23 protein-coding genes, 1 tRNA gene and 2 pseudogenes are annotated in these 26834 nt (G+C 70.0%); 16 read left to right on the top strand and 10 right to left on the bottom strand.

Annotated features, from left to right (window positions below; all coding sequences use genetic code 11):
• The first annotated feature begins 29 nt into the window (after positions 1 to 29).
• Entirely contained in the window at positions 30 to 458 is a 429-nt protein-coding gene (locus tag EJG53_RS19590) for an ATP-binding protein (RefSeq protein ID WP_125045932.1), read from the top strand.
• Positions 452 to 841 (top strand): hypothetical protein, encoded by a 390-nt coding sequence (locus EJG53_RS19585; RefSeq protein ID WP_125045931.1) that lies wholly within the window; start codon positions 452 to 454, stop codon positions 839 to 841. The genes EJG53_RS19590 and EJG53_RS19585 overlap by 7 nt, the downstream gene beginning before the upstream one ends.
• 1355 nt (positions 842 to 2196) lie before the next feature.
• Here the strand turns inward: EJG53_RS19585 and EJG53_RS19580 are convergent.
• The 5 genes and pseudogenes from EJG53_RS19580 to EJG53_RS19565 form a co-directional block, all read right to left on the bottom strand.
• Positions 2197 to 3015, bottom strand: a complete 819-nt coding sequence (locus EJG53_RS19580) for an ImmA/IrrE family metallo-endopeptidase (protein ID WP_244955228.1) — start codon at positions 3013 to 3015, stop codon at positions 2197 to 2199.
• A gap of 102 nt (positions 3016 to 3117) precedes the next feature.
• Positions 3118 to 3309, bottom strand: a pseudogene (locus EJG53_RS43920) (helix-turn-helix transcriptional regulator); the annotation flags it as partial.
• On the bottom strand, positions 3260 to 3964 hold the full coding sequence (locus EJG53_RS19575) for a hypothetical protein (protein WP_125045929.1): 705 nt from the start codon (positions 3962 to 3964) through the stop codon (positions 3260 to 3262). The pseudogene EJG53_RS43920 and the gene EJG53_RS19575, both read right to left, overlap by 50 nt.
• Positions 3965 to 4520: 556 nt before the next feature.
• On the bottom strand, positions 4521 to 5102 hold the full coding sequence (locus tag EJG53_RS19570; RefSeq protein WP_125045928.1) for a hypothetical protein: 582 nt from the start codon (positions 5100 to 5102) through the stop codon (positions 4521 to 4523).
• Positions 5103 to 5634: 532 nt separating this feature from the next.
• Positions 5635 to 6054 carry a hypothetical protein gene (locus EJG53_RS19565; protein ID WP_244955227.1) on the bottom strand — a complete coding sequence of 140 codons (420 nt, stop codon included), beginning with the start codon at positions 6052 to 6054 and terminating at the stop codon, positions 5635 to 5637.
• Positions 6055 to 6278: 224 nt separating this feature from the next.
• On the opposite strand from EJG53_RS19565, the gene EJG53_RS19560 reads away from it, so the two are divergent.
• Positions 6279 to 6352 (top strand) — tRNA-Met (locus tag EJG53_RS19560).
• Positions 6353 to 6406: 54 nt separating this feature from the next.
• Here EJG53_RS19560 and EJG53_RS19555 read toward each other — a convergent pair.
• Positions 6407 to 7186 carry an NAD(P)H-dependent oxidoreductase gene (locus tag EJG53_RS19555; protein ID WP_125045926.1) on the bottom strand — a complete coding sequence of 260 codons (780 nt, stop codon included), beginning with the start codon at positions 7184 to 7186 and terminating at the stop codon, positions 6407 to 6409.
• 83 nt (positions 7187 to 7269) lie between these two features.
• On the opposite strand from EJG53_RS19555, the gene EJG53_RS19550 reads away from it, so the two are divergent.
• From EJG53_RS19550 to EJG53_RS42600, 3 genes and pseudogenes are all read left to right on the top strand, one after another.
• A complete protein-coding gene (locus tag EJG53_RS19550) occupies positions 7270 to 8439 on the top strand; it encodes a GlxA family transcriptional regulator (protein WP_244955226.1) in 1170 nt (389 codons plus the stop codon).
• Between the two features lie 4 nt (positions 8440 to 8443).
• Positions 8444 to 9292, top strand: coding sequence for a DUF2797 domain-containing protein (locus tag EJG53_RS19545; protein ID WP_244955225.1), 849 nt, complete (start codon positions 8444 to 8446; stop codon positions 9290 to 9292).
• A 120-nt stretch (positions 9293 to 9412) separates the two neighbouring features.
• Positions 9413 to 9628 (top strand): annotated as a pseudogene (locus EJG53_RS42600) (amidohydrolase family protein); the annotation flags it as partial.
• Here the strand turns inward: EJG53_RS42600 and EJG53_RS19535 are convergent.
• The gene (locus EJG53_RS19535; protein WP_125045925.1) at positions 9583 to 10155 is read right to left on the bottom strand and encodes an NADPH-dependent FMN reductase; all 573 of its coding nucleotides are present in this window, start codon (positions 10153 to 10155) and stop codon (positions 9583 to 9585) included. The pseudogene EJG53_RS42600 and the gene EJG53_RS19535 sit on opposite strands and share 46 nt — an antisense overlap.
• A gap of 316 nt (positions 10156 to 10471) precedes the next feature.
• Between EJG53_RS19535 and EJG53_RS19530 the strand changes: the two genes are divergently transcribed.
• The 7 genes from EJG53_RS19530 to EJG53_RS19500 all read left to right on the top strand — a co-directional run bounded on the left by EJG53_RS19530 (position 10472) and on the right by EJG53_RS19500 (position 19858).
• Positions 10472 to 11221: a response regulator transcription factor gene (locus EJG53_RS19530; protein WP_125045924.1), complete on the top strand. Its 750-nt coding sequence runs from the start codon at positions 10472 to 10474 to the stop codon at positions 11219 to 11221.
• 231 nt (positions 11222 to 11452) lie between these two features.
• Positions 11453 to 13072, top strand: coding sequence for a sensor histidine kinase (locus EJG53_RS19525; RefSeq protein WP_413790169.1), 1620 nt, complete (start codon positions 11453 to 11455; stop codon positions 13070 to 13072).
• 26 nt (positions 13073 to 13098) lie between these two features.
• On the top strand, positions 13099 to 14586 hold the full coding sequence (locus EJG53_RS19520; protein ID WP_244955224.1) for a bifunctional glycosyltransferase family 2/GtrA family protein: 1488 nt from the start codon (positions 13099 to 13101) through the stop codon (positions 14584 to 14586).
• Positions 14583 to 16793: an ArnT family glycosyltransferase gene (locus EJG53_RS19515; RefSeq protein WP_167515141.1), complete on the top strand. Its 2211-nt coding sequence runs from the start codon at positions 14583 to 14585 to the stop codon at positions 16791 to 16793. Before EJG53_RS19520 ends, EJG53_RS19515 begins: the two co-directional genes overlap by 4 nt.
• Positions 16794 to 16920: 127 nt before the next feature.
• Positions 16921 to 18558: an MFS transporter gene (locus tag EJG53_RS19510; protein WP_244955223.1), complete on the top strand. Its 1638-nt coding sequence runs from the start codon at positions 16921 to 16923 to the stop codon at positions 18556 to 18558.
• A gap of 43 nt (positions 18559 to 18601) precedes the next feature.
• Complete coding sequence (locus EJG53_RS19505; protein ID WP_125045923.1) at positions 18602 to 19453, top strand: TetR/AcrR family transcriptional regulator; 852 nt, start codon at positions 18602 to 18604, stop codon at positions 19451 to 19453.
• Between the two features lie 168 nt (positions 19454 to 19621).
• Positions 19622 to 19858, top strand: a complete 237-nt coding sequence (locus tag EJG53_RS19500; protein WP_125045922.1) for a chaplin — start codon at positions 19622 to 19624, stop codon at positions 19856 to 19858.
• 96 nt (positions 19859 to 19954) lie between these two features.
• Here EJG53_RS19500 and EJG53_RS19495 read toward each other — a convergent pair whose 3' ends face one another.
• The 3 genes from EJG53_RS19495 to EJG53_RS19485 form a co-directional block, all read right to left on the bottom strand.
• Positions 19955 to 20812: a YceI family protein gene (locus EJG53_RS19495; protein WP_125045921.1), complete on the bottom strand. Its 858-nt coding sequence runs from the start codon at positions 20810 to 20812 to the stop codon at positions 19955 to 19957.
• A 211-nt stretch (positions 20813 to 21023) separates the two neighbouring features.
• On the bottom strand, positions 21024 to 23516 hold the full coding sequence (locus tag EJG53_RS19490) for an MFS transporter (protein WP_461791939.1): 2493 nt from the start codon (positions 23514 to 23516) through the stop codon (positions 21024 to 21026).
• Positions 23517 to 23605: 89 nt separating this feature from the next.
• Complete coding sequence (locus tag EJG53_RS19485) at positions 23606 to 24079, bottom strand: MarR family winged helix-turn-helix transcriptional regulator (protein WP_125045919.1); 474 nt, start codon at positions 24077 to 24079, stop codon at positions 23606 to 23608.
• A gap of 362 nt (positions 24080 to 24441) precedes the next feature.
• Here EJG53_RS19485 and tgmA point away from each other — a divergent pair, with 362 nt between their 5' ends.
• From tgmA to tgmC, 3 genes are read left to right on the top strand one after another with little or no spacing between them, the layout of a single operon-like run.
• On the top strand, positions 24442 to 24753 hold the full coding sequence (gene tgmA, locus EJG53_RS19480; RefSeq protein WP_125045918.1) for a putative ATP-grasp-modified RiPP: 312 nt from the start codon (positions 24442 to 24444) through the stop codon (positions 24751 to 24753).
• A complete protein-coding gene (gene tgmB / locus EJG53_RS19475) occupies positions 24750 to 25703 on the top strand; it encodes an ATP-grasp ribosomal peptide maturase (RefSeq protein ID WP_125045917.1) in 954 nt (317 codons plus the stop codon). The genes tgmA and tgmB overlap by 4 nt, the downstream gene beginning before the upstream one ends.
• A complete protein-coding gene (gene tgmC / locus EJG53_RS19470) occupies positions 25700 to 26827 on the top strand; it encodes an ATP-grasp peptide maturase system methyltransferase (protein WP_125045916.1) in 1128 nt (375 codons plus the stop codon). The genes tgmB and tgmC overlap by 4 nt, the downstream gene beginning before the upstream one ends.
• The last annotated feature ends 7 nt before the right edge of the window (positions 26828 to 26834 follow it).

Genomic DNA, 26834 nt, shown 5'->3' with positions numbered 1-26834 from the left:
TGGCGGCCTACCAGCACGAAGGAACTTGTATGCACGAGTATACGAGTAGAGTCCAGGTCTGGGGGCTCAGTTGCCCAGGTTCCCCGGAAGAGGTGAGCCGGGCCCGCCGATGGACCCGCGACATACTGCGCGATTCCCCGCTGGCCGAGGACGCCGAGCTGATCGTGAGCGAGCTGAGCTCGAACGCGATCCTGCACACCGCCAGCGGGCGGGACTCCGGCAGCTTCCACCTGTCCCTCGCGGTCACCCCGCAGGTCATCGCCCTGTCGGTCACCGACGACGGCGGCGCAGGCACGCACCCGAAGGTCGAGGACCAGGACGAGGAGGCCGATCACGGCCGCGGACTCGGCATGGTCAACGCGATCGCCCACCGAGTGGTGGTCCACAGCAGTCAGGGCGCCCACACCGTCACCGCAGAACTCTTCACCAGCAGCCGACCAGGAGCCCACCCATGCTGAAGACCGACAAGCCCCGCCGCGGCTACTGGTGCGAATGCTGGACGCAAGACCTCGCGAACCCGACCGAGAGGCCGGCCCTGCACGCATCCTTCGACGCCTACTCGGCCCACCAGGCCGACCGGTGGGTAGCCGTAGCCCTGCGCACCATCACGCCGGCCCTCTCCCCGGACGCCTCACAGGAAGCCTGGACGTGGCTCTGCGAGGGACGGCTGAAGGCCAGGGCCGCCCTGCTCCGCCGACAGCCCTACACGGTGACCATCACCCACACCAACACCCGCATCACCTGGACAATCCGCCCCGTGACCTTCCTCCCCCTCGCCCACCGGCAGGGCACCGTACTCCCCGCCTGCACGGAGGACTTCAAGCCCCTCCCGCCAGCCTGAGTTACAACTTTCTCTACTGGTTCAAGCCCCGCCCTGCGGGCGGGGTGGGGTGGGGGAAGGGGGAGAGCACTCCAGGAACTCCCACAGCAGGATCGCCATTCCCGGCCGGGGCCGCCCTGACGCCGCTCGCGCACGGACGCGAAGCCCTGATGGAAGTCCGTGGGGAGCTGGTGAGAGCGCGCAAACGGGTTCGTTCCCGTCGGCCAAGTACCCAGCGGCCCGGCCGTCGCCGGAACCGGCGCCGCGGACGACGGCGTTGGCCTTGTGGGTGCTCTTGCCTTCGGCATCCGGCGCGCGGGTCAACGGCTTTGGCAGCCGCCGCTACGAAGCACACCCCACCGGCCCGCAATGCGGGCCGGCGCGGAGCTCGGGGACTCGGGCGCCGCTCCTGCCTCCGGCCCGCTCCGCCCGGCCCCCGGCCCCGCGCCACCTGAAGCTGCCACGGGGTGCTTCGTACACGCTTTGCCCCGCCCAAGAGCAGCGCCGGAACGAGCAAACACCCCGCCAGCCAAGGCCATCACCCGCGACGCCCGCTCCGCATGACCAGGCCGTAGGCGCCCGCCACTGGGGCGAGCCGAGCGGCAGCACCAGAGCCCGCGGCCCAAGAGGGCAGACCCGGCGGGGAGCCCCCGGGAGGCGGGAAGGGTGCAGATGAGGGGTGATGAAGGTGGAGGCGGAAGCGGTGAGCGGTTTACGTGACGGGCGCGCTGCCGACCGCCCCATAGGTCGTAGTCCTGTCGAGGCAGGCAGGCTACGGGAGAGGTGGGATTGGGGGCGCTGGGCACTCCGGGCACAACGGCCGGCGGGAGCTGGGCGCCGTACCGCCACCGTCACGGATGCGGCAGCGTGAGCGGACCGGAACCCCTAACTGTGGTTGCGGGGGAGCTGGCTGCTGCCGCGACGGGGCTGAGCCGGTCATGAGCGCTACCGCTCGACCTCGTGCCATCGGGCAGTGCTCAAACTACTGGAAGAGCCCTGCTGTGCAGAGACCCAACAGCCTGGCCTCGGACCTTGTGTGTCCGAGGCCAGGTGTTCGCCAGCTCAGGCAGGAAGCAGCAGCCCAGCTGCGGAGCCTTCTACGACTGCCACGGCCACCTTCAAAGCGACCGTTATTGACTTTCGCATCCCGCTCATAACAATCTCCTTCCGTCCGGTGGTGGCTTTCAGGTCTCCTGGCGTGGTGTCACCTAGGGCAGGAATGACGAACCGGATTGCCAACGCGGCCGAAACGAGTACGAGGAAGGGCGCAAGGGGAATCGAACCCCAAGCTCCTGCCCCTAGTCTCAACTGGCGACGACAGAAAGATAGCAGTTCGGTCCGACCACCGCACGGATTCGATCGTTACTTGACCACCGTCAAGTGACCATGCCGAGCAGGCCCCCCTGCCCGCCGCCTCTGACGGATGAGATTGCCAAGCCAAAGACTAGAGAGTCCAGGTCCTCTTCACTTTCGTTCAAGTCGTCAGCTAGCTTTCGGGAAGTCCACCCGTCTTCGCGGGCTAGGCGGAAGACGTCTGTAAAGAATTTCGATGTTTCAGGGTGAATTCCATCCGGTTCGGCCGTTCGGTAGCCTCGCTGTGTCAGTTCGATGATCCAGCGGCGTCGCACCCACTCTGAGATGAACTCAAGGCTGTACAGTCTCTCGACCATGGCAAGAGCGGAAACCTGCCAGTAGTTTTTCAGAGTGAATACGTCCTCTAGGCGCAACTTTCCGATGATTTGCGCGTATAGGCCATCGGCTGGCATCAGAAAGCTCGAAGCGAAGTCATGTGCCTCTTGCTCGACCTGGCGGGACCTATTTTTCTGAGTTTCCTTGTGGAGGATTATGTGCCCCAACTCGTGCGCTAGGTCGAAGCGCATGCGTTCTGCCGTTTTGCTCAGGTTCAGAAAGATGAAGGGTCGACCCTCGTGTGAGAAAGTAAAGGAATCGATCTCCCGATCTGGGGCTGGGAGGGAGTAGACCCGAATGCCTTTTCTTTCGAGGAGTGGGAGAAGATTTTTTACAGGCTTCTGGTGAAGTCCCCAGATGGAGCGCAACTGTTCAGCAGTACTTGCGGGTGGTAGATCGGCAGCCTCAGAGAAGTCGGGTAGGTCGACGCCGGGGGTCCCATACCGCTTGTCGATCCAGTTGCTGAGTTCAACCCCGAGTGAACTTACGGAAAGAATGCGGCGCACTTGCCTAGCCGTCATAGACGACAGGGCGCGAAAGCTAATCCACTCCTCTTCTACCTGTGGTGGGTCATCCGAAGTGAAGAACGCTTGAGGGAGTCGCAGTATGCTTGATAGTTGATCGACTGGCGGGCAGTCAACCTCGCCAGCCTCCCAGGCCGAAACCGTCCTTCGGGAAACCCCGCATCGCTCCGCCAAGGCTTGCTTTGTGAGCCCACGCCTTTCGCGCGCAAGCGTCAAGCGGGTGTGATTAAAGGAGTGGTCGGTTAGTCCTAGTGACCAACGATTCTCCGTCGTCATCGCCATCCTCATCCGGTTCGATGGGTGCAACCGCTCCAGAGGAAGGAACGGGATCGATAATGATTCGCTCGACCCACTCCCCCACTAGACCATCTTTCCGAATATCGACCGGAAGTGAGACTTCCATGCGGATGTGGTCTTCATCCGCAAAGACGACCAAGAACCACGTGGAGCACGCCTCGTCGGCAGGTATTTCTTCGGCTAGCAGGGGGAGGTCAAGCTTGAAAGCAAGTTGTTCGTAAGCTGCGTTACGCTCGATGCGCTCCTTGGTCTTTGGGCCGCGCTTGCGAGTAAGTCGTGGGTCGCGAGGTCCGTCGATGCCAGTGTACTTGTCACCAGCTACGACTGCGAAGGCGACCTTTCGCTGTGACGAGTACACCGTCTCGTAGTTTCCGGTTTGCCCAATGCTCCACCCTTGGCGGGTTTTAAGGAGCTCGCGACGCAAAGAGGCCAGAGTTTCTGCCCACATGGTCACGCCTGGGAAATTCCTTGGATAGAACTTGACCGATACCCGTCGTCGTGCGTCATCCCCTGTCGTGACGCTGGAGCGGACCTTCCTGACGGAAAGCCCCATCTCTGAGAGGCGGGCGTCCGCCTCTGCGGGCGTAACGATCTTGGTGCGATGGGCGGGGCTGTGCTTGCGGTACTGGCTCACTGTGCCTCCGTGCTCCGACTTCCTCAAACCGTACCTCAAGTGAGGGCGCGTTTGAGGAAGCTCGTGCGGGTGTGTTGTCGGAGCGGCTCGGGGGCGCGCCGGCTGGTCGACGTGGGGGCGGCTTGATCGGCTGCCGACCTCTGCTGGCGCCCGTGGACGGAGGGTTGCTGTACAGCAGTGAAGTACAGCAACCCCACCAACGGCCTTCGCCCGAAGGCGTCTCCACGGGGTACTGCTGCGGCTGGTATGACCCTCACCAGCCGATCCGCTTAGAGCTACGGATCAGAAGGTTGCAGGTTCGAATCCTGCCGAGCGCACAGCAGGCGAGAGGCCCTGTCGAGTAATCGACAGGGCCTCTCGCCATGGAGCTGTGGCCCGGCGTCTCCATGATCATGCGAGTCTCGGCGCCCTGCTCGTGCCGCAACGAGTGTGAGTCGCGACGACGAGGACTCGCACCGCTCGTAGGCGCGAGTCCCCGCAGCGGCTCTCCCGAGTAGGTCGAGCTAACGGGTTCTTCGCGAATGTGTCGGGGCTGACGAGCCTCAGGTGCCCTCGGTCACCTCATGTGCAGGCAGGGATTGCCGCGCAAAGCATTGGACGGTACCCACCCCCAGCGATGAGCGCGGAGGTCCATTCCGTAGACCCAGGCGTTATTGCTGTGGCTGGTACAGCGGTTGGTGTTCTTGAACTCGGCGCCACGGAACAGGTTGGACGTGACGAAGGCGCTCGGCCTGTCGCGCATAGTGGTGTAGGCGGCGCCGACTTTGCGGGTGCCGGTGACCCGGCCCTTGGTCGAGCGGGTCTGCCCGAAGTCGACATGGCGCCAGTCCTTGGATGCCTTGCCCCACAGATTGCGGACCCTGCCTTGGCTGTCCTTGGACTTCGCGGGGTAGGAGTTGCCTTTCAAACACGCGGTTTCCAGGAATGCCCAGTGGGGCCGGCCTTTGATGTGGTGGCTGTGGTCGAGGACCAGGGTCCATTTTCCGTTGACCTGGTACCGCCAGCCCACCCGGTGGTTCCGAGGCACGTGCCACGCGCCGGCCGTGAGTGGCCGACTGGTGCTGCGCAGGGACGGGTAGAGGGTGCAACCCCCCGGCCGCTTCACCCACATGCTGGTGGTCCAGTGGGTCTGGGCCATCTGTGCAGTCACAGTTGGATGGCCAGGTTGGTTGCTGGCGGTCGCGGGGCTCGCAAGAAGCCCCAGGGAGACCGAGGCCGTAACGGCGACAGTCAATCTCGCAGTGGTGTGCATTCAGTGTCTCTTCGCTGCCGGTGAGACTCCGGTGGAGTCTCGGTGGCAGCGATGTTGACGTAGCCGTTGGGATGATCGGAATAGTCCGACGCTGAAAGCCAGATTTTGAGCGCTTATGGGAACCATGTGATCATGGAATGCAAGCAGAATGGCCGGCTGGCAGAGGGAAATGTAAAAAATCGTCAAGGGAGAACTCTGTAGGGGGGGTGAGGTAATCCGTGGGCGACGGCGATGTGGCCCGTGGCGGTCGCTTGTGCCGAATCTACGGAACAGAAGTTCGCAGGTTCGAATTCTGTCGAGCGCGCAGCAGGCCAAGCCCCCGCCAGGTCCCCCGGACGGCGGTCTTGTCGTGCCTTACAGCAGCGGAGCGCAGCAACAGGGTCCTCCGGCCCCGTCTCCTTCGCGACGACCGGATCGCTCAGATGCGCCGCAGCGTCACCCTCGTCTCTTCGATCAGCGCCGCGCGGGCCTGGCCGGCGACTCGCCAGGCATGGATGTACTCCCCGGAGTCCGGCGTGCGGCCGGACACCACCACGTCGTGGAAGTCGAGCACGCTGAGGGTGGCCCGACGCGCCTTGTCGAGGAGCGATGGTGGGGCCACCAGTTCGAGCTGGTGCTGTGCGGCGTATACGCCGTGCTCGCTGATCGCGATGTGACCTGCACCCACGCGTTCAGGTGCCAGTTCCGATCGGGAGAATGCGTCCTTGGCCCTTGAAAGAGCCGTGAGGTACTCCAGTAATGCCGTGCGCAGCGTGTCATGATCCCGCTCTGACCGGTCATGTCGCCGCCGAACGTGGTCGGCGGCCAGTGTGGCCATCACGCCGAGCACCGTTCCCACGGCTGTCGCCGTAAGCGTCGTCCATTGCATGTGGCCCCCTGGGGTCCTTGCCCGGTAGGTCCGCCCCCCTGTGGCAGTACGGCAGCGGGCCCCCGCGCCCGCAGCACCCGCCGACGTGGAGTCCCGTCCGCCCCCGGCTTCGCCCCGGTCGGCATGGGTGGGGGAGGGGAGAGGGGTGACGATTTCCCCTGAGGGCGGGTGTGGCGTAGAGTCTGACGAACCGACGCGGGGTGGAGCAGCTCGGTAGCTCGCTGGGCTCATAACCCAGAGGTCGCAGGTTCAAATCCTGTCCCCGCTACTGCGAAGACCGGTCCGGCACGGAAACGTGCCGGACCGGTCTTTTTTGCGTGGGCTACGGGGCGTCCGTGTAGTGCAGGGCCAGGCCGGTGGTGTGCGGGGCGAGGTGCGGGTGGAGGGTGAGGGTTTCCGGGTCGTAGTCGGGGGAGTTCTGGCGGCGGAAGGGGAGGGGCGGGGTCGAGGGGAGTTCCAGGAGGCGGGTGCGGAGGCGGGCGGCGGTGTCCTCGAAGGTGGCGGGGGTGGTGCGGTCCGCCGAGGGGACGAGGAACGGTGGGGCCGCGCTCATGCCCGTGTACCAGAAGGTGCCGTGGTGGAGGGGGAAGAGCAGGTCGTTGAGGTCGCCGTTGACGCCGCGGGGGCCGATCGAGGAGGGGCGGGCGCCGGCGGTGACGACGGCCATGGCGCGCTTGCCGGTCAGCGGGCCGTCGCCGTAGCGGAGTGCCTGCCCGGTGGCGGGGTCGTCGATGCCGTACGCGAAGCCCTTGATGAAGACGCGGTCGAACCAGCCCTTGAGGATCGCGGGCATGCCGTACCACCAGAGGGGGAACTGGACGACGAGCGTGTCGGCCCAGGTGACCTTCTCCTGTTCGGCGCGGATGTCGGGGCTCAAGTTGCCGTTGGTGTAGGCGTGGTGGGCGGCTTTGCTGATGTGGAGGCGTTCTGTGGGGGAGTGGTCGTAGTCGTCGGCGTCGACGACCGGGTTCCACTTCATGGCGTAGAGGTCGGAGAGCTGGACCTCGTGGCCGTGGTCGCGCAGGGTGCGGATGCCTTCGTTCTTCAGGGAGCTGTTGAGGGAGCGTTCTTCGGGGTGGGCTGCCAGCCATAGGACCTTCATGGGGGCTCCAAGGGGGGGAGAGGGAAGGTTTTTGGGGATGGGTTGATCTTCTGGTGGGGGGTGGGGGCGGGGCGAGTGGCCGGATGGCCAAGGTGTGTGAGGATCGGGCCATGGGTGTCTTCGCGGAGGACGGGCGGCATCGGGTCGCCGTACTGGTGCGGCACGGGCTGCTGCCGATGGAGCTGGGCATCGTGCACCGGATCTTCGGGCAGGCCGAGACGGCCGACGGCCGGCGGTTGTACGAGGTGGTGACGTGTGCGCCGGAGCCGGGGGAACTCCGTACCGATGTGGATTTCACGGTCAATGTGCGGCACGGGCCCGAGGCCCTCGCGGAGGCGGACACCGTCGTGGTGCCGGCCTCGCAGCAGGACTACGGGACGGATGACGGATGTCTGAGTGAGGAGATGGCGCGGGCGGTGGCGCGTATCCGTCCGGGTGCGCGGGTGGCGTCGATCTGCACCGGGTCGTTCGTGCTGGCGGCGGCCGGGCTGCTGGAGGGGCGGCGGGCGACTACGCACTGGCGGTCGGCTGAGCAGTTCCGGAAGCTGTTCCCGGAGGTGGAGCTGGATGCGGATGTTCTGTACACGGATGAGGGAGGCGTGCTTACGGCCGCGGGTGTCGCTTCCGGGATTGATCTGTGCCTGCACATGATCAGGTGTGATCACGGAGCTGCGGTGGCCAACGAGGTGGCCCGCCGTACGGTCGTACCGCCGCATCGGGAAGGCGGGCAGGCCCAGTTCATCCGCCGCCCGGTCCCCGAACCGCAGTACTCCTCCACGGCCGCGGCCCGGGCGTGGGCGCTTGAACATCTGGACCAGCCGGTGACCCTGCGGGAACTGGCCGCGTGCCAGGCGATGAGCGTACGGACCTTCACCCGGCGGTTCCGGGAGGAGGTCGGGGTCTCCCCGTTGCAGTGGCTGACACAGCAACGGGTCGAGCGGGCGCGGCAGTTGCTGGAGGAGACGGAACTGACGGTGGACCGGGTGGCGTCGGACGCCGGGTTCGGTACGGCGGCCTCGCTGCGGCAGCATCTTCAGGCCGCGATCGGCGTGTCGCCGAGTGCGTATCGGAGCACTTATCGGGGGCTGCGGCGGAAGGTGGGGCGGTTGAGGTGGGGGAGACCGGCGCGGGCAAGGTGGGTGTTGGGGCGTGAGTGGGGTGGCGGGTGCTTGGTGGTGTACGGGGCCGAGTTGGGACGGGGAGGAGCAGGGGCTTGGGTGGTACGCCCCGGAGCGGGGTGCGCGGCGGCGTAGTGCCTTGCCTGCCGGCAAAGAGCTGGCCTTCGCGGTGGTGGGGGAGCGGCGGTGCCTCGGGGTGCGCAGGGGCGCGCGGTGGACGGCCTGCCCGTACGCGGCCGTGATCGACGGCGGGCGCACGCGGGACCAGTGCGCGGACTGTGCGCGGCTCGACCGTTCGCGGTCGGTGGCGGCGGACACGATGGCCGACGATCCGCGTACGTACGGCGTCTACCTGGCGTACTTCGGTCCCGGCCTGCTGAAGGTGGGGATCACGGCGGCCGAGCGTGGCGCGGCGCGCCTGGTGGAGCAGGGGGCGATCACGTACGCATGGCTGGGACACGGGCCGCTGATGGCCGCGCGGCGGGCGGAGGCGCTGTTGGGCACGGCCCTGGACGTACGGGACCGGTTCGGCAAGGCGGAGAAGCGGGCGGCGCGTACCGCGCTGCCGCCGGTGCCGGAGCGGGCCGCGGCGCTCGCCGAGCTGCACGGCGCGGCGCGGGGGCTGGCGGGGTGGCCGGAGGCGCTGGAGCCGGCCGCGTTCGCGTGGACGGACCATACGGAGGTGTTCGGGCTGGAGCGGATTCCGGCGGCGGGGGTCGGTGAGGTGGAGGGGTTGGTTGCGGGGGATGAGGTTGTGGGTGCTGTGGTGGCGGGGGTGGGGGCTGATGTGTATGTGCGGGACGCCGGGGGCGCGGGAGATTCCGGGGGCACGGGAGGGGCTGGGGTGTTTGTGGTGGATGGGCGGTTGTTGGCGGGGTGGGTGTTGCGTGGTGCGGTGGGTGGGGTGACTACGGCGGGGGTGCGAGCGGGAGGGGAGGGAGGGGGAGGTGGGGAAGGGGCGCAGGGGGCGCAGGGGAGTTTGTTCTGAGGGGGAGGGGCGGATCGGGGGCGAGGGGTGGATTCAGGTAGGTGCTGGGCGCAACGATCGCTGATGGGGCGGCGGGGGCCGGGGCGGTGCCCGTGCGCGTAACGGTGAGAGGGCGGGACCATGGCGGTGGACGGTGACGAGCGGGTCGAAGCGTTCTGGCGGGGGCTGGGGCTGCCGGGGCTGATCGACGTACACACGCACTTCATGCCGGAACGGGTGCTGGCCAAGGTCTGGGCGTACTTCGACGCGGCCGGGCCGCTGGTGGGGCGCGCGTGGCCGATCACGTACCGCTACGAGGGGGACGAACGGCTCGCCGTGCTGCGCGTGTTGGGAGTGGCCGCGGCGGTGGTCAGTGCTGTCAGGGCCGTGCGGAGGTCCTGGAGGGTGGCGGGGTCGGTGACGGTTCCGGTGGCCGGGTCGGTCTTCGGACCGATGGCGGTGAAGTCGCGGCAGGCATCCGGGATCACGGCGGCGGACATCGTGCGCAGGGTTTCGCGCAACTGCCCGTGGGCGTACGCGGCGCCGGTCGGTGAGGGTGACGCGGTCAGTACCGCGGTCGGCTTGTCCAGGAGGTCGGCGCTGCTGACCAGCCAGTCGAGAGCGTTCTTGAGGACGCCGGGGACGCCGTGGGCATACTCCGGGCTGACGATCAGTACGGCGTCCGCGTCCGCGACGGTGCGGCGCAGGGCGGCCACCGGGGCGGGCGGCGTGGCGCCCTCGGCGTCCTGGTCGGGGTGGAAGTGGGGGAGCGCGGCGATGTCGGCGGTGGCTGACGTGGCGTCGGTGAGTGCGAGGGCGGACCGCAGGACGGCGCCGTTGGAGGAGCGGGCGCGCAGACTGCCGTTGAGGGTGAGGATCTTCATGGGGTGACGGTACGGATTGACGTCGGGGTGAAGGGAAGGGGGCAGGAGGGAGGTTCTTCGGTCCGCCAGGAGACCGGCGGGAGTCTGCCGGGAGACCGGCGGGAGCACGATTGGAGCCTCTCAGGGGTGCGAAGTCGCAGGTCAGGGCGATTGTCAGTGGTAGGTGCCATGCTGATTCCAGTGGTGACCGGCTGGACCGCGCGGGGGGCGGCCCAGTCCGGTTCCACTGACACCGTGATGTGGTGACGGGTGTTTCTCAGGAGATTCACAGATACGCGCAAGACGGCTCTCAGAGGGGGTGGTCAGCCTCGACAGCATGACCGTGACAGCGTCCACATCCATCGCCAAGAAGCCCGCTGAGCTGCTGCGTCCGGACGGGAGCCCGGTGCGGGTGCTGGTCGTCGACGACGAGGCGTCGCTCGCCGAACTGCTCTCCTTGGCGCTGCGTTACGAGGGCTGGGACATCCGCGCCGAAGGTGACGGCACGGCCGCGCTGCGGGCGGCACGTGAGTGGCGGCCGGACGCGGTGCTGCTCGACGTGATGCTGCCGGACATGGACGGCCTGACCGTACTGGGGCGGCTGCGCCATGAACTGCCCGAGGTGCCGGTGCTGTTCCTGACCGCGAAGGACGCGGTCGAGGACCGGATCGCCGGGCTGACGGCGGGCGGCGACGACTATGTGACCAAGCCCTTCAGCCTGGAGGAGGTGGTGGCACGGCTGCGCGGTCTGCTGCGCCGGGCGGGCGCGGCGGCGGGCCGCAGCGAGTCGCTGCTCGCGGTGGGCGACCTGCTGCTCGACGAGGAGAGCCACGAGGTGTGGCGGGGCGGTCAGGAGATCCACCTGACGGCCACCGAGTTCGAGCTGCTGCGGTACCTGATGCGCAACCCGCGGCGGGTGCTGAGCAAGACGCAGATCCTGGACCGGGTGTGGAGCTACGACTTCGGCGGCCAGGCCAACGTCGTGGAGCTGTACATCTCGTACCTGCGCCGGAAGATCGACGCGGGCCGCAGCCCGATGATCCACACGCGCCGGGGCGCCGGGTACCTGATCAAGCCCGGGGGGTAGCGGGTGTCCGGGTCAGCGGGGGCCGGAACCGGGCCACCGACTGACGGGCGGGCGGCGGGCACCGGCCGGCCGACTGCGGTACGGACGAGTGCCGACCCGTCTGCCACCAGCCCGTCTGCTACCGGTCCGCGTGCCACCGGCCCGGGTGCCACCGGCCCCCGCGTCCACCGGCACCGGCGCCCCCGCCAGTTCAGGCTGCGGCCGCGCCGATGGAGCCTGCGGACCCGGCTCGTGGTGTCGGCGGTGCTGCTGATCGCGGTGGTGTGTGCGGTGATCGGTACGGTCACCACCATCGCGCTGCACTCGTACCTCCAGAACCAGCTCGACGGCAAGCTGCGCGAGTCGGCCCAGCATTCCGTGGGCCGGCAGGGTGACTTCACCGGGCACCGGGACCTCGGGTTCATCGCGGGCCCCGGCCAGCCCATCGGTACGGTCGGGGCGCGGCTCTCCTCCGAAGGGGACATCACCGCCGCCGCCCGCAGCATCGACGCGCGCAACCCGCTGCCCGCCCAGAACCTGGTCACGCTGACCGACGAGCAGAAGCAGGCACTGGCCGCCGTGCCGAGGGACGGTCGCCCGCACACCGTCACCCTCCCCGACCTGGGCGACTACCGCGTCGAGTCGGCGCCGGACGACTCCGCGCTGGTCGGCCTGCCGGCCGGTGAGGTGCAGGACGTCGTCGCGCGGCTGGTCGTCGTGGAGGTCTGTGTGACCGCCGCGGGCCTGGTCGCCGCCGGTCTCGCGGGCGCCGCCACGGTCCGTATCGCGCTGTGGCCGCTGCGCCGGGTCGCCGCCACCGCCACCCGCGTCTCCGAACTGCCGTTGCACCGCGGCGAGGTGGCGCTGCACGAGCGCGTCCCGGCCGCCGAGGCGGACCCGCGTACGGAGGTCGGGCAGGTCGGCGCGGCGCTCAACCGGATGCTCGGGCATGTGGGGTCGGCGCTCGCGGCCCGGCAGGAGAGCGAGACCCGGGTCCGCAGATTCGTCGCGGACGCGAGCCATGAGCTGCGCACACCACTGGCCTCGATACGCGGTTACGCCGAGCTGACCCGGCGGGGCCGCGAGGAGCCGGGCCCGGCCACCCGGCACGCCCTGGGGCGCATCGAGTCCGAGGCGGAGCGGATGACCGGCCTGGTGGAGGATCTGCTGCTGCTCGCCAGGCTGGATTCCGGGCGCCCGCTGTCGTACGAGTGCACCGATCTCGTACCGCTCGTCGTGGACGCCGTCAGCGACGCCCGCGCCGCCGGCCCCCGCCACAAGTGGCGCCTGGAGCTGCCGGCCGACCCGGTGCCCGTACGGGCCGACGCCGACCGGCTGCACCAGGTCCTGGTCAACTTGCTGGCCAATGCCCGTACGCACACGCCCGAGGGCACCACGGTCGTCGCCTGTCTGCGGCGCGAGATGCCGATGCCGGGGGCGGGGCACTTCGTCCGGCTGGAGGTGCGGGACGACGGCCCCGGTGTGCCGCCCGAGCTGCTGCCGCACGTCTTCGAGCGGTTCGCCCGGGGCGACGCGTCCCGTGCCCGTACGGGCGGCACGAGCCGCAGAAGCGCAACAGGCGGTACGGACGGCCCGGGCGGCACGCAGGGTACGGACGCCGCGAGCGGTACGAAGGGCACGAACTCCCGCAACAGCGGCAGTACGGGCCTCGGCCTGGCGATCGTGGAGGCCGTGGTCGCGGCGCACGGCGGCACGGTCGGGGTGGAGAGCGTTCCCGGGCGGACCGTCTTCCGGGTCCGGCTGCCCGCCGACGGACCGGCGCGCGACGCCACACGCGCCCCCCAGCATTCCCATACGCCCCTTGAATACGCCCATTCACAGCCCGGGCACAGCGGCACCACACAAGGGTGACAGCGCGCTCCGGAAGTGTCGATGTCATGACGACGACACAGCCGGCCCACACCCCCCTGGGTTCCCTGCCGCCCCGTGAGCATCTGCGCCTCGGCCAGATCGACACGGTGCTCGATGTCGTGATCCCCGTCTACAACGAGGAGTCCGACCTGGAGCCGTGCGTCCGCCGGCTCCACGACCACCTCTCCCGCACCTTCCCCTACGGCTTCCGGATCACCGTCGCGGACAACGCGAGCACGGACCGTACGCCCGAGATCTCCGCGTCGCTGGACGAGACGATCGACGAGGTGACCGCCGTACGCCTGGAGGAGAAGGGCCGCGGCCGGGCGCTGCGCACCGTCTGGTCCCTGTCCGACGCCCCGGTGCTCGCCTACATGGACGTCGACCTGTCGACCGACCTGAACGCGCTGCTGCCGCTGGTCGCCCCGCTCATCTCGGGCCACTCCGACCTGGCGATCGGCTCGCGCCTGGCGCGGAGTTCGCGGGTGGTGCGCGGGCCCAAGCGGGAGTTCATCTCCCGCTCCTACAACCTCATCCTGCGCGGCTCGCTGGCCGCCCGCTTCTCCGACGCGCAGTGCGGGTTCAAGGCCGTACGGGGCGATGTCGCCGAGCGGCTGCTGCCCATGGTCGAGGACAGCGGATGGTTCTTCGACACGGAGATGCTGGTGCTCGCCGAACGCGCCGGGCTGCGGATCCACGAAGTCCCCGTGGACTGGGTGGACGACCCGGACAGCACCGTGCACATCGTGCGGACGGCGACCGAGGACCTCAAGGGTGTCTTGCGCGTGGGGCGCGCGCTGGCCACCGGAGCGCTGCCGCTGGACCGGCTCGCGCGCCCCTTCGGCGACGATCCGCGCGACCGTGAACTGGCCGGCGTACCGCGCGGACTGGCCCGCCAGGTCATGGGCTTCTGCGTGGTCGGCGCCCTGAGCACCCTCCTCTACCTCGGCCTCTACTCGCTCTTCCGGCTCGGCGTCGGGCCGCAGCCGGCCAACGCCGCGGCCCTGCTGCTGTCGGCCGTCGGTAACACGGCGGCGAACCGCCGGCTGACCTTCGGCGTACGGGGCCGCGAGCGCGCCGTACGCCACCAGGCCCAGGGGCTCGTCGTCTTCGGCATCGGACTGGCCCTGACCAGCGGCTCGCTGGCCGCGCTGGACGCCGCGGCCGGCGACCCCGCGCACGGCACCGAGATGGCCGTCCTGGTCGCCGCCAACCTCGCGGCGACGCTGCTGCGGTTCCTGCTCTTCCGGGCGTGGGTCTTCACGGACCGGGAGCGGGAGCAGGGGCGGGAGCGGCAGCGGGAGCGGAAAGGCGGGGACGGTCGGGACGGCGGGGACGGCCGGGAGGCCGTACAGGTCCGCCACACCGCCGTCCCGGACCGCCCCGCTGCCGTACGGGAACACCCCGCTCCCGTACCGGGCCGCCTCACCCCCGTACGGAACCACCCCACCCCCGCACCGGACGTCCAGCACCCCACCGCCGCACCGCACCACCCCGGCAGGAGCCCCCGATGACCACGCACCACCCCCGCCTTACGGGACCGGGCGAGACGCCAGATCCCCATGCCCGGGAGACCGAGCCGCCCGGCCCCCGCGCTCAGGACGCCGAGCCACCCGAGCCACCCGAGCCACCCGAGCCGTCCAAGCCGTCCGAGGCGCGTGAGCAGCCCGAATCCGCCCAGGAGACCGCCCCGCCCCCCGACTCCCCCCGCTGGGCCCGCCCCGCCTTCATCGCGCTGCTCCTGGCGTCCGCCGCGCTCTTCCTCTGGGACCTCGGCGCCTCCGGGTACGCGAACCAGTTCTACTCGGCGGCCGCCCAGGCCGGTTCCGCGAGCTGGAAGGCGCTCTTCTTCGGGTCCTCCGACGCCGCCAACTCCATCACCGTCGACAAGCCCCCGGCCGCCCTGTGGCCGATGGCCCTGTCCGTACGGCTCTTCGGGCTCAGCTCGTGGTCCATCCTGGTGCCGGAGGCGCTGATGGGCGTCGCCACGGTCGGGGTGCTGTACGCGGCCGTACGGCGACGCTTCGGCGTGGGCGCCGGGCTGTTCGCGGGGGCGCTGCTCGCGCTGACGCCGGTCGCCGCGCTGATGTTCCGCTTCAACAATCCGGACGCGCTGCTGTGCCTGCTGATGGTCTGCGCCGTGTACTGCGTGCTGCGCGCGCTGGAGGACGCCCGTACGAAGTGGCTGCTGCTGGCGGGCGTGTGCTTCGGCTTCGCCTTTCTGACCAAGACGCTCCAGGCGTGGCTGATCCTGCCGCCGCTGGCGCTCGTGTACGCGGTGTGCGCGCCCACGCGGCTGCGCCGCCGCTTCGGCCAACTCCTCCTGGGTGGACTGGCGATGGTCGTGTCCGGCGGCTGGTGGGTCGCGATCGTCGAGCTGTGGCCGGCCGGCTCGCGCCCGTACATCGGAGGGTCGCAGAGCAACAGCTTCCTGGAGCTGACCTTCGGCTACAACGGGCTCGGCCGCATCAACGGCAACGAGGCGGGCAGCGTCGGCGGCGGTCGCCTGGGCGGCGGAGGCGGCGGCGGTGGCGGCGGGGGAAGCTGGGGCGACACCGGCTTCTCCCGGCTCTTCGGCTCCGACATGGGCGGCCAGATCGCCTGGCTGCTGCCTGCCGCCTTCCTGCTGCTGGTCGCGGGGCTGGTCGTACTGCGACGGGCCGGGCGGACCGACGCCGCGCGCGCGGCGTTCCTGGTGTGGGGCGGCGCGCTGCTGATCACGTTCGCGACGTTCAGCTTCATGTCGGGGATCTTCCACCAGTACTACAACATCGCGCTGGCCCCGTACATCGCGGCGCTGGTCGCGATGGGGGCGACGCTGCTGTGGCGGCGGCGCGACCGTACCGCCGCCGCGCTGGTACTGGCGGGCACGGTCGCGGTGACCGCGGCCTGGGCGTACGTCCTGCTGGCCCGCTCGCCGCAGTGGCTGCCGTGGCTGCGCTGGTCGGTGGTGGCGGTCGGCGCCGTGGCGGCGCTGGGTCTGCTGCTCTCCGTACGGCTGGGCCGGCGGCTGGCCGTGGTGGCCGCGGGGCTGGGGGTCGCCGCGGGACTGGGCGGGCCGGTGGCGTACGCGGCGAACACGGTCGGCACTCCGCACACCGGGTCGATCGTGACCGCGGGCCCGAAGGTCGAGGGCGCCGGGGGCCGGCACGGCGGGATGATCATCGTGGGTGGGCCCGGGCCTGGCGGCAAGGGGGGTAAGGGCGGCCAGGGGGGCCCGCCGCCCGGCGGACAAGGTCAAGGCCAGGGCCAGCGCCAGAGCCAGGGCCAAGGCAAGACCCAACCCGGCACCCCCGGCCAAGCCCCCGGCGCCCCCCACCGCGGCCTCTACAACTCCCTGGGCGGCCTCCTCAACGGCCGGCAGGTCAGCCCCAAGGCCAAGGCCGCCCTCCGCGAGAACGCCGCCGACTACACCTGGGCCGCCGCCGCCATCGGCTCCCAGAACGCCGCCAGTTACCAGCTCGCCACTCAGCTTCCGGTCATGCCCATCGGCGGCTTCAACGGCAGCGACCCCTCACCGACACTCGAACAGTTCAAGGAGTACGTACGCCAGGGCAAGATCCATTACTTCGTCGGCGGAGGCGCGGGCGGCGGTTTCTTCGGGGCGAACGGCGCCCAGAAGTCCGCGTCGTCCGACATCACGAGCTGGGTCGAGAAGAACTTCAAGAAGGTGACCGTCGGAAGTACGACGCTGTACGACCTGACGAAACCCGTCTCGTGATGTAGTCGACAGGCTCCAGCCGTATCCGTAAACGCCCTCCCGTAAGAGAAATGTACGGCGTATAGCGCTCCCTGTACGGTGTAGATGTCCCGCTGCTCCGCTCGACCACTCCGTACAGGGAGCCTGTATGTCCTCCGTGGCCTCCGGCGCCGCCCCACCCTTGAGTCCGGCCCGCAATCCCACCCGCTGGCTCATCCTCGCCGTCATCTGCCTCGCGCAGTTGACCGTCCTGCTCGACAACACGGTCCTGAACGTCGCGGTCCCCTCGCTCACCGAGGAGATGGGCGCGACCACCGCCGACGTCCAGTGGATGCTCAACGCGTATTCGCTGGTCCAGTCCGGCCTGCTGCTCACCGCCGGCAACGCCGCCGACCGGTACGGCCGCAAGAAGATGCTCGCCCTCGGCCTGGTGCTGTTCGGCGTCGCCTCGCTGGCCGCCGCCCTCGCCCAGTCGCCCGGCCAACTGATCGCGGCCCGCGCCGGGATGGGTGTCGGCGGCGCGCTGCTGATGACGACGACGCTCGCCGTCGTCATGCAGATATTCGACGACGCCGAGCGCCCGAAGGCCATCGGCATCTGGAGCTCGGTGAACTCGCTCGGGTTCGCCGCCGGGCCGCTGATCGGCGGCACGCTGCTGGCCCACTACTGGTGGGGCTCGCTGTTCCTGATCAACATCCCGGTCGCGCTCATCGGCTTCGTCGCCGTACTGCGGCTCGTCCCCGAGTCGAAGAGCTCCAACGGGGACCGGCCCGACCTGGTGGGCGCGCTGCTGTCCATGATCGGCATGGTCGGTGTGGTCTTCGCGATCATCTCCGGGCCCGGGAGCGGCTGGCTCTCCGGGCGGGTGCTGACCTCCGCCGCGGTCGGCGTCGTGGGCCTCGCCGTCTTCGCGCTGTGGGAGCTGCGCATACCGAACCCGATGCTGGACATGCACTTCTTCCGCAACAGCCGGTTCATCGGCGCGGTGTCCGGCGGCATCCTGGTGGCGTTCGGCCTGGGCGGGTCGATGTTCCTGCTCACCCAGCACCTGCAACTCGTCCTCGGATACGGGCCGTTGGAGGCCGGACTGCGGATGGCGCCGCTGGCCCTGATGGTCGTCGCGCTGAACTTCACCGGGCTGGGCGTCAAGCTGCTGCCCAAGCTGGGCACCCCCGGCATGATCGTGGTCGGGATGAGCCTGCTGGCCGGCGGTCTGACCGCCATCGCGACCCTCGGCAGCGACAGTTACGGCGGCATGCTGCTCGGCCTGCTGCTGATGGGCGTCGGTGTGGCGTTCGCGATGCCCACCATGGCCAACGCCATCATGTCGTCGATCCCGGTCGAGAAGGCCGGCGTGGGCGCGGGCGTGAACGGCACGCTGATGGAGTTCGGCCAGGGCCTGGGCGTCGCCGTCCTCGGCGCGGTCCTCAACTCCCGCTTCGCCGCGCTGCTGCCCGCGGTCGCGCTGGGCGCCGGTTCGCTGCCGGCCGCGCTGGCGATGGCCCGTACGGACGCGGACCGGGCGGCCGTCCACGACGCGTTCGCCTCCGGCATCGGCGCCAGTCAACTGGTGGGCGCGGCCGCCGTCTTCCTCGGCGGACTGCTCGCGGCGTTCCTGCTGCGGCGCGCGGAGCGAGGGGCCCCCGCTCCCGGCACCGGCGCACCCGAGTCCGCCGCCCCGGCAGAGGAAACGGTACGGCCGGAAGCCGATCCGGCGGCCACCTCGGAACCCGACCCGGCGGCCGACCCCGTACGCCCGGGCCCGACCGCCGCCCGGCCGGAATAGCATCGACTCCGTACCACTGCGTGAACGAGAGGGAGGGCGCGAGATGGCAGTGACTTCGAGCCGCGCCAAGAAGCAGCCGACGAGCGTGTGGCTGACCGAGCGCCCCCCGGTGAAACGGAAGGCGGACCAGCCGGCCGGACTGGACCTCGACAAGATCGTCGCGGCCACGGTCCGGCTGCTGGACGCCGAGGGACTGGCGAAGTTCTCCATGCGCCGTCTCGCCGCCGAACTGGGCGTCACGGCCATGTCCGTCTACTGGTACGTCGACACCAAGGACGACCTGCTGGAACTGGCCATGGACGCGGTGGCCGGCGAACTGGACCTGCCCGACGAGTCCGGCGAACAGGCCGACTGGCGCGACCAGCTCCGCCACCTCGCCTTCGAGTACCGCAAGCTGCTCCTCGCCCACACGTGGCTGCCGAAGCTCCTGGGGGAGTACCTCAACTTCGGGCCGCGCTCGATGGCGTTCTCCAACGCGACGCTGCGGGTGATGGCGCGCAGCGGCCTGTCGAAGGAGTCGACGTCGGGCGCGCTGGCGGCGGTCTACCAGTTCGTCTACGGCTTCTGCAGCATCCAGGGCCAGCACCGGGCCCGCTGCCGGGCCGAGGGCACCACCCTGGACGAGTATTTCCACCGGGTCGTGGAGGCGGTGCAGGGTCACCCGAGATTCGCGGAGACCATGGAACTGTCCGGTGACGGCCGGTACGCCCGCGAGGGCATGTCCGCCGAGCAGATGCTGGACGACGACTTCGCCTTCGCCCTGGAGCTCCAGATCGCGGGCATCGAGGCGATGCGGGAACGGCAGCGGGCGGCGGCGGAGCGCGCCGACGGCGACGGCAACGGCAGCGGCAACGGCGACAGCAACGGCGACGGCAACGGCGGCGGTACGGACTAGGACGCCAACGCCCCTACCACCGCCCGCCCCCGCCCGTGCTCCCCGCGCATCCGAACGGATGAAGAGCGCCCGCCGAACGTGGGCATCGACGGGCGCGCCGGTTTTTGACCGTCGCGCCGTGTCTACCTCTTATCTGATCATTTCTCAGCGCAGCGTAAGGAGCTCCACATGCGCGTTCGTACCACCATCAGCGCGGGTGTCCTGGCCGTCGCAGCCGTTCTCGGCAGCGTCGGTACCGCCGTCGCCGACGCAGGTGCGGGGGCCAAGGTCGCCAACTCGCCCGGCATCCTGTCGGGCAACGCCATCCAGGTTCCGATCGACCTCGGCCTGAACCTGTGCGGCAACACCATCGACGTCATCGGGCTGCTCAACCCCGCCACGGGCAACAAGTGCAAGACCGACTGACTGAAGCCCCCGGCACGACGGTGCCCCGCCCCTTGCAGTGCAAAGGGCGGGGCACCGTCGCGTGCGGCCCCGGTCGGGGGGAGGGGCCGCAGGCCGTCAGACCGTGGGCAGGGTCTCGCCCTGTACGGCCTGGATGTCCAGCTCGACCCGGAGGGTCGTGCCGATCGCCGCGATACCGGCGGCGACGACCTGGTTGTAGTTCATCTTGAAGTCCTCGCGGCGCAGCTCGGCGGTGGCGTTGAAGGCCGCCCGCACGCCGCCCCACGGGTCGGGGCCGGTGCCGAGGTAGCTCAGGTCGAGGTCCACCGGGCGGACCACGCCGCGCAGCGACAGGTCGCCGTGCACGGTCCAGCGGTCCGGGCCGGCCGGCTCCAGGCCGGTGCTGACGTAGGTCATCTCCGGGTACTGCTCGACGTCGAGGAAGTCCCCGGTCCGCAGGTGCCCGTCGCGCATCCCGTTGCCGGTGTCGATCGAGGCCGTCTTGATGACCGCCTGGACGGACGACTTGTCCAGGTCCTCGGCGATCTCGATGCGGCCCGCGAAGTCCAGGAACCGGCCGTGCACGCTGGTGATGCCCAGGTGCTGGGCGGTCGCCGCGACCGTCGAGTGCATCGGGTCGATGGTCCAGGCGCCGGGCGGCGGCAGTTCGGCGCCGCCCTGCCGCGCCAGCGTCACGTTGCCGACGTCCATCCGGCCACTGGCCGTGACGATCGCGCTGGAGGCGACCGGCGCGTAGCCGACGGCCGTCACGATCACGGTGTACGGGCCGGGGGCCAGCGGCTGCGCGTCCCGTACGGCGCCGTTCTCGTCGGCCGCCGCGCGCAGCACCTGGGTGCCGGTCATGTCGGTGACGGTCAGCACCGCGTGCTGCACCGCCCAGCCGTCCCGTGTACGGACCTGTGCGCGTACGCCCGCGCCGTTGGCCGCTCCCGCTGCCGCGCCCGTCGAAGTCATTCCCACTCCCGTTCTTGCCTCTCGCATGTCGGGCTCCGGGCGGCGGCACGCAGGCCGTCCCCTGCCTGTGCGCGTACCGCCGCCGGAGCCCTGGGGTCCGGTCCGTGCCGCCTCTCCGCTCAAAAGGCGGGCGGACCGGGGTTCGTGCGCCCCGGGACGAGCCGGGGCTCCCGGGGGCCCGCCGCCGTACGGCAGGCCCCCGGGCCCGGGATCACTCGCCGGGGTGGGCGAGCTCGACGTCGTAGCCGTCGACCCCGCGCGCGTCGACCGTCAGGCCGTTGGCGACCGGCGGGTAGCCGCTCGCGATGACCGTGTAGTCGCCCGCGTCCAGGTCGGTGAAGGCGTACGCGCCGTCCTCACCGGTGGTGGAGGTGGCCACGACGTTGCCCGCCGCGTCCACGAGCGTGACCCGCGCGTCCGGCAGCGGACGCCGGTCGGCTCCGGCCCGTACGACGCCCTGCACCCGGGCGCCGGACAGCAGCTCGATCTCCATCCGGGTGGTGCCCTGCCCGCCGACCTCGACCGGCAGTGCGGTCGGCCGGAAGTCGGCCGCGTTGACGGCGATGGTGTACGTGCCGGGGGCCAGCTCGTCGAAGGAGAAGTAGCCCTCCTCACCGGTCTTGCCGGTGGCCAGCACCTCGCCGCGCACATCGGTGACCACGACCATCGCGTCCGTCACCGGCTCGCCGGTGACCGCGCTGCGGACCTGGCCGCCGAGGCCGCTGGTGCCGCTGAGCAGGATGTCGTAGGCCAGGGCCTGCTCGCCGACGACGACCGTGGACGCCTGCGGCTGGTGGCCGTCGGCGGCCGCGATCAGCACGTACGAACCGGCGCCGGGGGCGTTCAGCACGTACGAGCCGTTGGCCTGCACCACCGAGCGGCCGAGCTGGCTGCCGCTGAGCGAGATCAGCGTGACCGCGGAGTTCGCGACCGGGTGGCCCTCCGCGTTGCGGACCGAGCCGTGGATCGCCGGGCCGGCCGGGACCTCGTCACCGCCGCCCGCCGAGGCGTACGCCGCCAGCGGCTGGGTGGTGGCCGACGCGGACGGCTGCTGCGCCCAGGAGGGCGCCTGGCCGTCGTCCTGGCCCACCGGGGCACCGGCGCCCACGAGGGCGGGCTCCGGCTGCGGGGCGACAGCGGCCGCACCGGCAGCCGCGGGGGTGGGGGCCGCCGCCGGCTCGTCGGACTGCGCCAGACCGCCCTGGGTCTTCAGCGCGACCTCCTTGATGAACAGCGTCAGCAGGAAGGCGAGCAGCGCGCACGGAGCGGCGTACAGGAAGACGTCGGCGACGCCGTGCCCGTAGGCGCTCTCCATGATCGTCCGGAACGGGGCCGGGAGGGCGTCCAGGTCCGGGATGCCGCCACCGCCGCCGGCGCCGCCCTGCGCGAACTTCGCCGCGGCCTGCGGGCCGAGCTCCTGCACGCCGTCCTTCACGTAATGCGTGACGCGGTTGGCGAGCACCGCACCGAGCGCCGAGACGCCGACCGCACCGCCGAGGGAGCGGAAGAAGGTCACGACGGAGGAGGCGGAGCCGAGGTCCTTCGGGGCGACCTGGTTCTGCGTGCAGAGCACCAGGTTCTGCATCATCATGCCGATGCCGAGGCCCATCAGCGCCATGAAGATCGCGATGTGCCAGTACTCGGTGTCGTACCGGATGGTGCCCAGCAGGCCGAGGCCCGCGGTCACCAGCACGCCGCCGGAGACCAGCCACGCCTTCCACTTGCCGGTCTTGGTGATGATCTGACCGGAGACGGTCGAGGAGATGAACAGACCACCGATCATCGGGATCGTCATGATCCCGGACATGGTCGGCGACTCACCGCGCGCCAACTGGAAGTACTGGCTGAAGAAGACGGTGCCGGAGAACATCGCGATACCGACGAACAACGAGGCCAGCGAGGCGAGGGTGATCGTCTTGTTGCGGAACAGCCGCAGCGGGATGATCGGCTCGCTCGCCTTGGACTCGACGAACACGAAGATCGCGCCGAGCACGATCGCGCCGCCGACCATGGCGAAGGTCTGGCCGGAGATCCAGTCGTACTTGTCGCCCGCCAGGGTCACCCACACCAGCAGCAGCGAGACCGCCGCGCTGATGAAGAAGGCGCCCGCCCAGTCGACCTTCACGTCCCGCTTGACCACGGGGAGCTTCAGGGTCTTCTGGAGGACGATCAGGGCGATCACCGCGAACGGCACGCCGACGTAGAAGCACCAGCGCCAGCCCATCCAGCTCGTGTCGGTGATGACGCCGCCCAGCAGCGGGCCGCCGACGGTGGCGACCGCGAAGGTGGCGCCGATGTAGCCGCTGTAACGGCCGCGCTCCCGCGGGGAGATCATCGCGGCCATGACGATCTGGGCCAGCGCGGACAGACCGCCCACACCGATGCCCTGGACGACCCGGCAGGCGATCAGCATGCCGGAGTTCTGCGACAGGCCGGCCACCACCGAGCCCGCCACGTAGATCACCAGCGCGATCTGGACCAGCAGCTTCTTGCTGAACAGGTCGGACAGCTTGCCCCACAGCGGGGTGGTCGCGGTCATCGCCAGCAGCGACGCCGTGACGACCCAGGTGTAGGCGCTCTGGCCGCCCTTGAGGTCATGGATGATCTCGGGCAGCGCGTTGGAGACGATCGTCGAGGACAGGATGGCGACGAACATGCCGAGCAGCAGCCCGGATATCGCCTCCATGATCTGACGGTGCGTCATGGGCGCCCCGTCGGGAGCCGGGTGGCCCCCGTGCTTGGCGTGGCCGCCCCGCACACCGGATGGTGTGGTCGTAGCCATGTAGTTCCTTTTCATTCCGCGGGTGTGCGGGTGGTGGGTTCGTGATGCGCCCGGGTCCGGCAGTCGCCGAAGCTCGTACGGAGCCGGGCGAGCAGTTCGTTGAGCCGGCCGACGTCGCTGTCGGACCAGTCGTCCAGATACCGGGCGAGTGATGCTGTGTAGCGCTCGGAGAGCTCCGCGAGGAGCGACCGGCCGCTCGGCGTCAGGCGCAGTAGCCGCGACCGCTTGTCCAGCGGGTCGGGCTCACGCTCGATCCAGCCGCGCTCGGCGACGTGGGCCACGTGCCGGCTCGTGACCGACATGTCGATCGCGAGCAGCTCCGCCAGCTTGCTCATCCGCATCTCGCCGTACCGGTCGAGCAGGGTGAGCACGCCGGCCGAGGCGGGCGGACAGTCGGGCGGCAGAATCCGCCCCATCTCACGCTTGACGGCACCGATGGCACTGAGCTGCCGGGCCAGCTCCTCGTACTGACTCTGAGCGGCCATGGGCACCTCCGCACTTCTTCTTTTGTTGCCTTGAGCAACCGTAGAACCACTTGGTTGCTGAAGGCAAACGATTCTGCGGCAGGTGAGGTAAAGGAAGCTCAAAGGTTGGCAAGATCAACGGTCAAGGGGGTGGGGTGGGGGTGTAAAGGCGCAGGTGGGGGCGGGGGTTGGGGTGAGGGGTGGGAGCGGTGAGGGGAGGTGGATGCCTGCTTGCGCGCTTGTGCGCTCTTCTTCCGCCCCCTTCAGGGCCGTCACTCTGATCGTGCTGTCGGTCATCGTGCCGTCACCTACGGTCGCCCTCCCTGGCGGCCGTCCCGGCCAGATAGCGCTCTGGCACGAACCGCCCTCCGAGGAGGCCCTCCATGTTCAGCCACGCGGATCGCTTTCCCGCCGGATGCCCGCTGCCGTCCGGTGTGCCGACGCTGCCGCCGTGGGGCCTGCGGCGTATGGCGCCCTATCCCTCGTTCGCGCCGGCCTACGCACGCACCGAGCTGGATCCGGAGACGCAGACGGCGCGCTATTTCGACGCCGAGGGGCAGCCGGTGATGATGCCGGGGCACGGCACCAGCACCGGAACCAACCCGCCCACCAACACCGGCAACCCGTCGGACGGGGCAGGTGGGGGCGGGGACGGCGGCGGGGACCAGGACACCGGCAACGACAGCGACCAGTGAGCGACACCCGGTCCGTCCTGGTCGTGACCGGCAGGGACGACCCCACGGCCGATCTGGTGATCGGCGAGCTGCACGGTCGTGGTGTGCCTGTCGTACGCCTGGACGCCGGGGACTTCCCGCACGCCTTGTCCCTCGCGGCCACCATCGGTTCCGACGGAATCGCCGGCACGCTCACGACACCCTCCCGCGTCGCGGACCTGCGGGCTGTCCGGTCGCTGTACTACCGGCGGCCGTCCGGCTTCTCCTTCCCGCACCTGGCGGAGCAGGACGCCCGGTTCGCCGTCATGCAGGCCCGGTACGGGCTGGGCGGCGTGCTGGCATCCCTGCCGGGGTGCCGGTACGTCAATCATCCGCACCGCATCGGCGACGCGGAGTTCAAGCCCTCCGGCCTGGCTGCCGCGGCTTCGTGCGGCTTCCGGCTGCCACCCACCTTGATCACCTCTGATCCCGAGGCCGCACGAGCGTTCATCGGGGAACACGGTTCGGTGATCTACAAGCCCCTGTCGGCGCCGCTGTACCGCGTCGACGGTGTCTCGTGCACGGTGGCCGTCGGCGAAGTCGCCGTGGAGGAGATCGACGACGCGGTGGCAGGCACGGCGCACCTGTTCCAGCAGCGGGTCGAAAAGGTGGCGGACATCCGGGTGACCGTCATCGGTGCCCACGCCTTCTGCGTCCGTATCGACTCCGACCTGCTGGACTGGCGCACCGACTACGACACGCTCACCTACACCGTCGTACGTCCGGCACCTGGCATCCGGCGATCTCTGTCCGCCTACCTCGATCACTTCCGGCTGAACTTCGGAGCATTCGACTTCGCCGTGGACCGGTGGGGGCGATGGTGGTTCCTGGAGTGCAACCCGTCCGGGCAGTGGGCGTGGCTGGAGCCGGAGACCGGTCTGCCCATGGTGGCGGCCATGGCTGACCTGCTGGAGAGGAGAGCCGTAGCGTGAAGGACGACGAGCTGCGGGGGGAGCTGGTCCGTCGGCTCACGGAGGCCGGGCATCTCCCTACGGCCCGATGGCGGGCGGCGGCCGAAGCGGTGCCGAGGCACGAGTTCCTGCGTGGCGGATTCTTCGAGAGGGTTCCCGGCTCCGGAGCGACCTGGTGGCGGCCCGTGCTGCCGGGTGACGACACCTGGCTGGAGCGCTGCTATCGCGACGATTCCCTGGTCACGCAGGTGGCCGGCACCGTCGTTCCGGCCGATGTCCGGGGCGAGATCCGCCGGGCCCCCACGTCCTCCAGCACCATGCCGGGCCTGGTGCTGCGCATGCTCGAAGAACTCCAGGTCGCGGACGGCCACCGGGTGCTGGAGGTCGGCACCGGCACCGGCTACTCCACCGCGCTGCTGTGCCACCGGCTCGGTGCCGGCCGTGTCACCACCGTCGAGGTGGATCCGGATGTGGCGACCCGGGCCCGGGTCGCTCTCGGGGCGTACGGGTATGCCCCCGAGCTCGTCGTCGGGGACGGTCTGGCCGGGTACGGGCCCTCAGCGCCGTACGACCGGACGATCGCCACCTGCGGAGTTCTGGAGGTGCCCGGCGCATGGGTCGAACAGACCCGCCCGGGTGGCCGGATCCTGGCCACCGTGTCCGGCTGGCTGTACGCCTCCGAGCTGGCCTGCCTCACCGTCGGCGAGGGTGTCGCGCGCGGCCGCTTCCTCGGGGGCCGGATCTCCTTCATGCTCGCCCGCCCCCATCAGCCGCCCCCGCTCGGCTGCCTGCCCGACATGCGGAGCGCCGACGAGGAACCTGCCCGGCTGGCCGCGCCCGAGGTGCTGGACGACTGGACCGCGCGGTTCGTCGCCCAGCTTGCGGTGCCCCGTGCCCAGCACATCGGCCTGACGTGCGCGGACGGTAGTGCCGAACAGCTCCTGCTGGATGTCGCGGACGGGTCATGGGCGGCTCTCCGTCAGGACGGGGGCCGTTCGCTGGTACGCCAGGGTGGCCCGGCGCGGTTGTGGGACGCCGTGGAAGAGCACGTACGGCGCTGGCGGGCCGACGGATCACCGCCCCTGGAGCGGTTCGGCATCGCCGTCGGGCCGGATGGTCAGCGCATCACCTGGCCGGCGAGGTGAGCGGTCG

This window comes from Streptomyces chrestomyceticus JCM 4735, from assembly GCF_003865135.1.
Taxonomy (GTDB): Bacteria; Actinomycetota; Actinomycetes; order Streptomycetales; family Streptomycetaceae; genus Streptomyces; species Streptomyces chrestomyceticus.
Note: the sequence above shows the minus strand (reverse complement) of the source record. Positions and strands in the feature narration are given on the sequence as shown.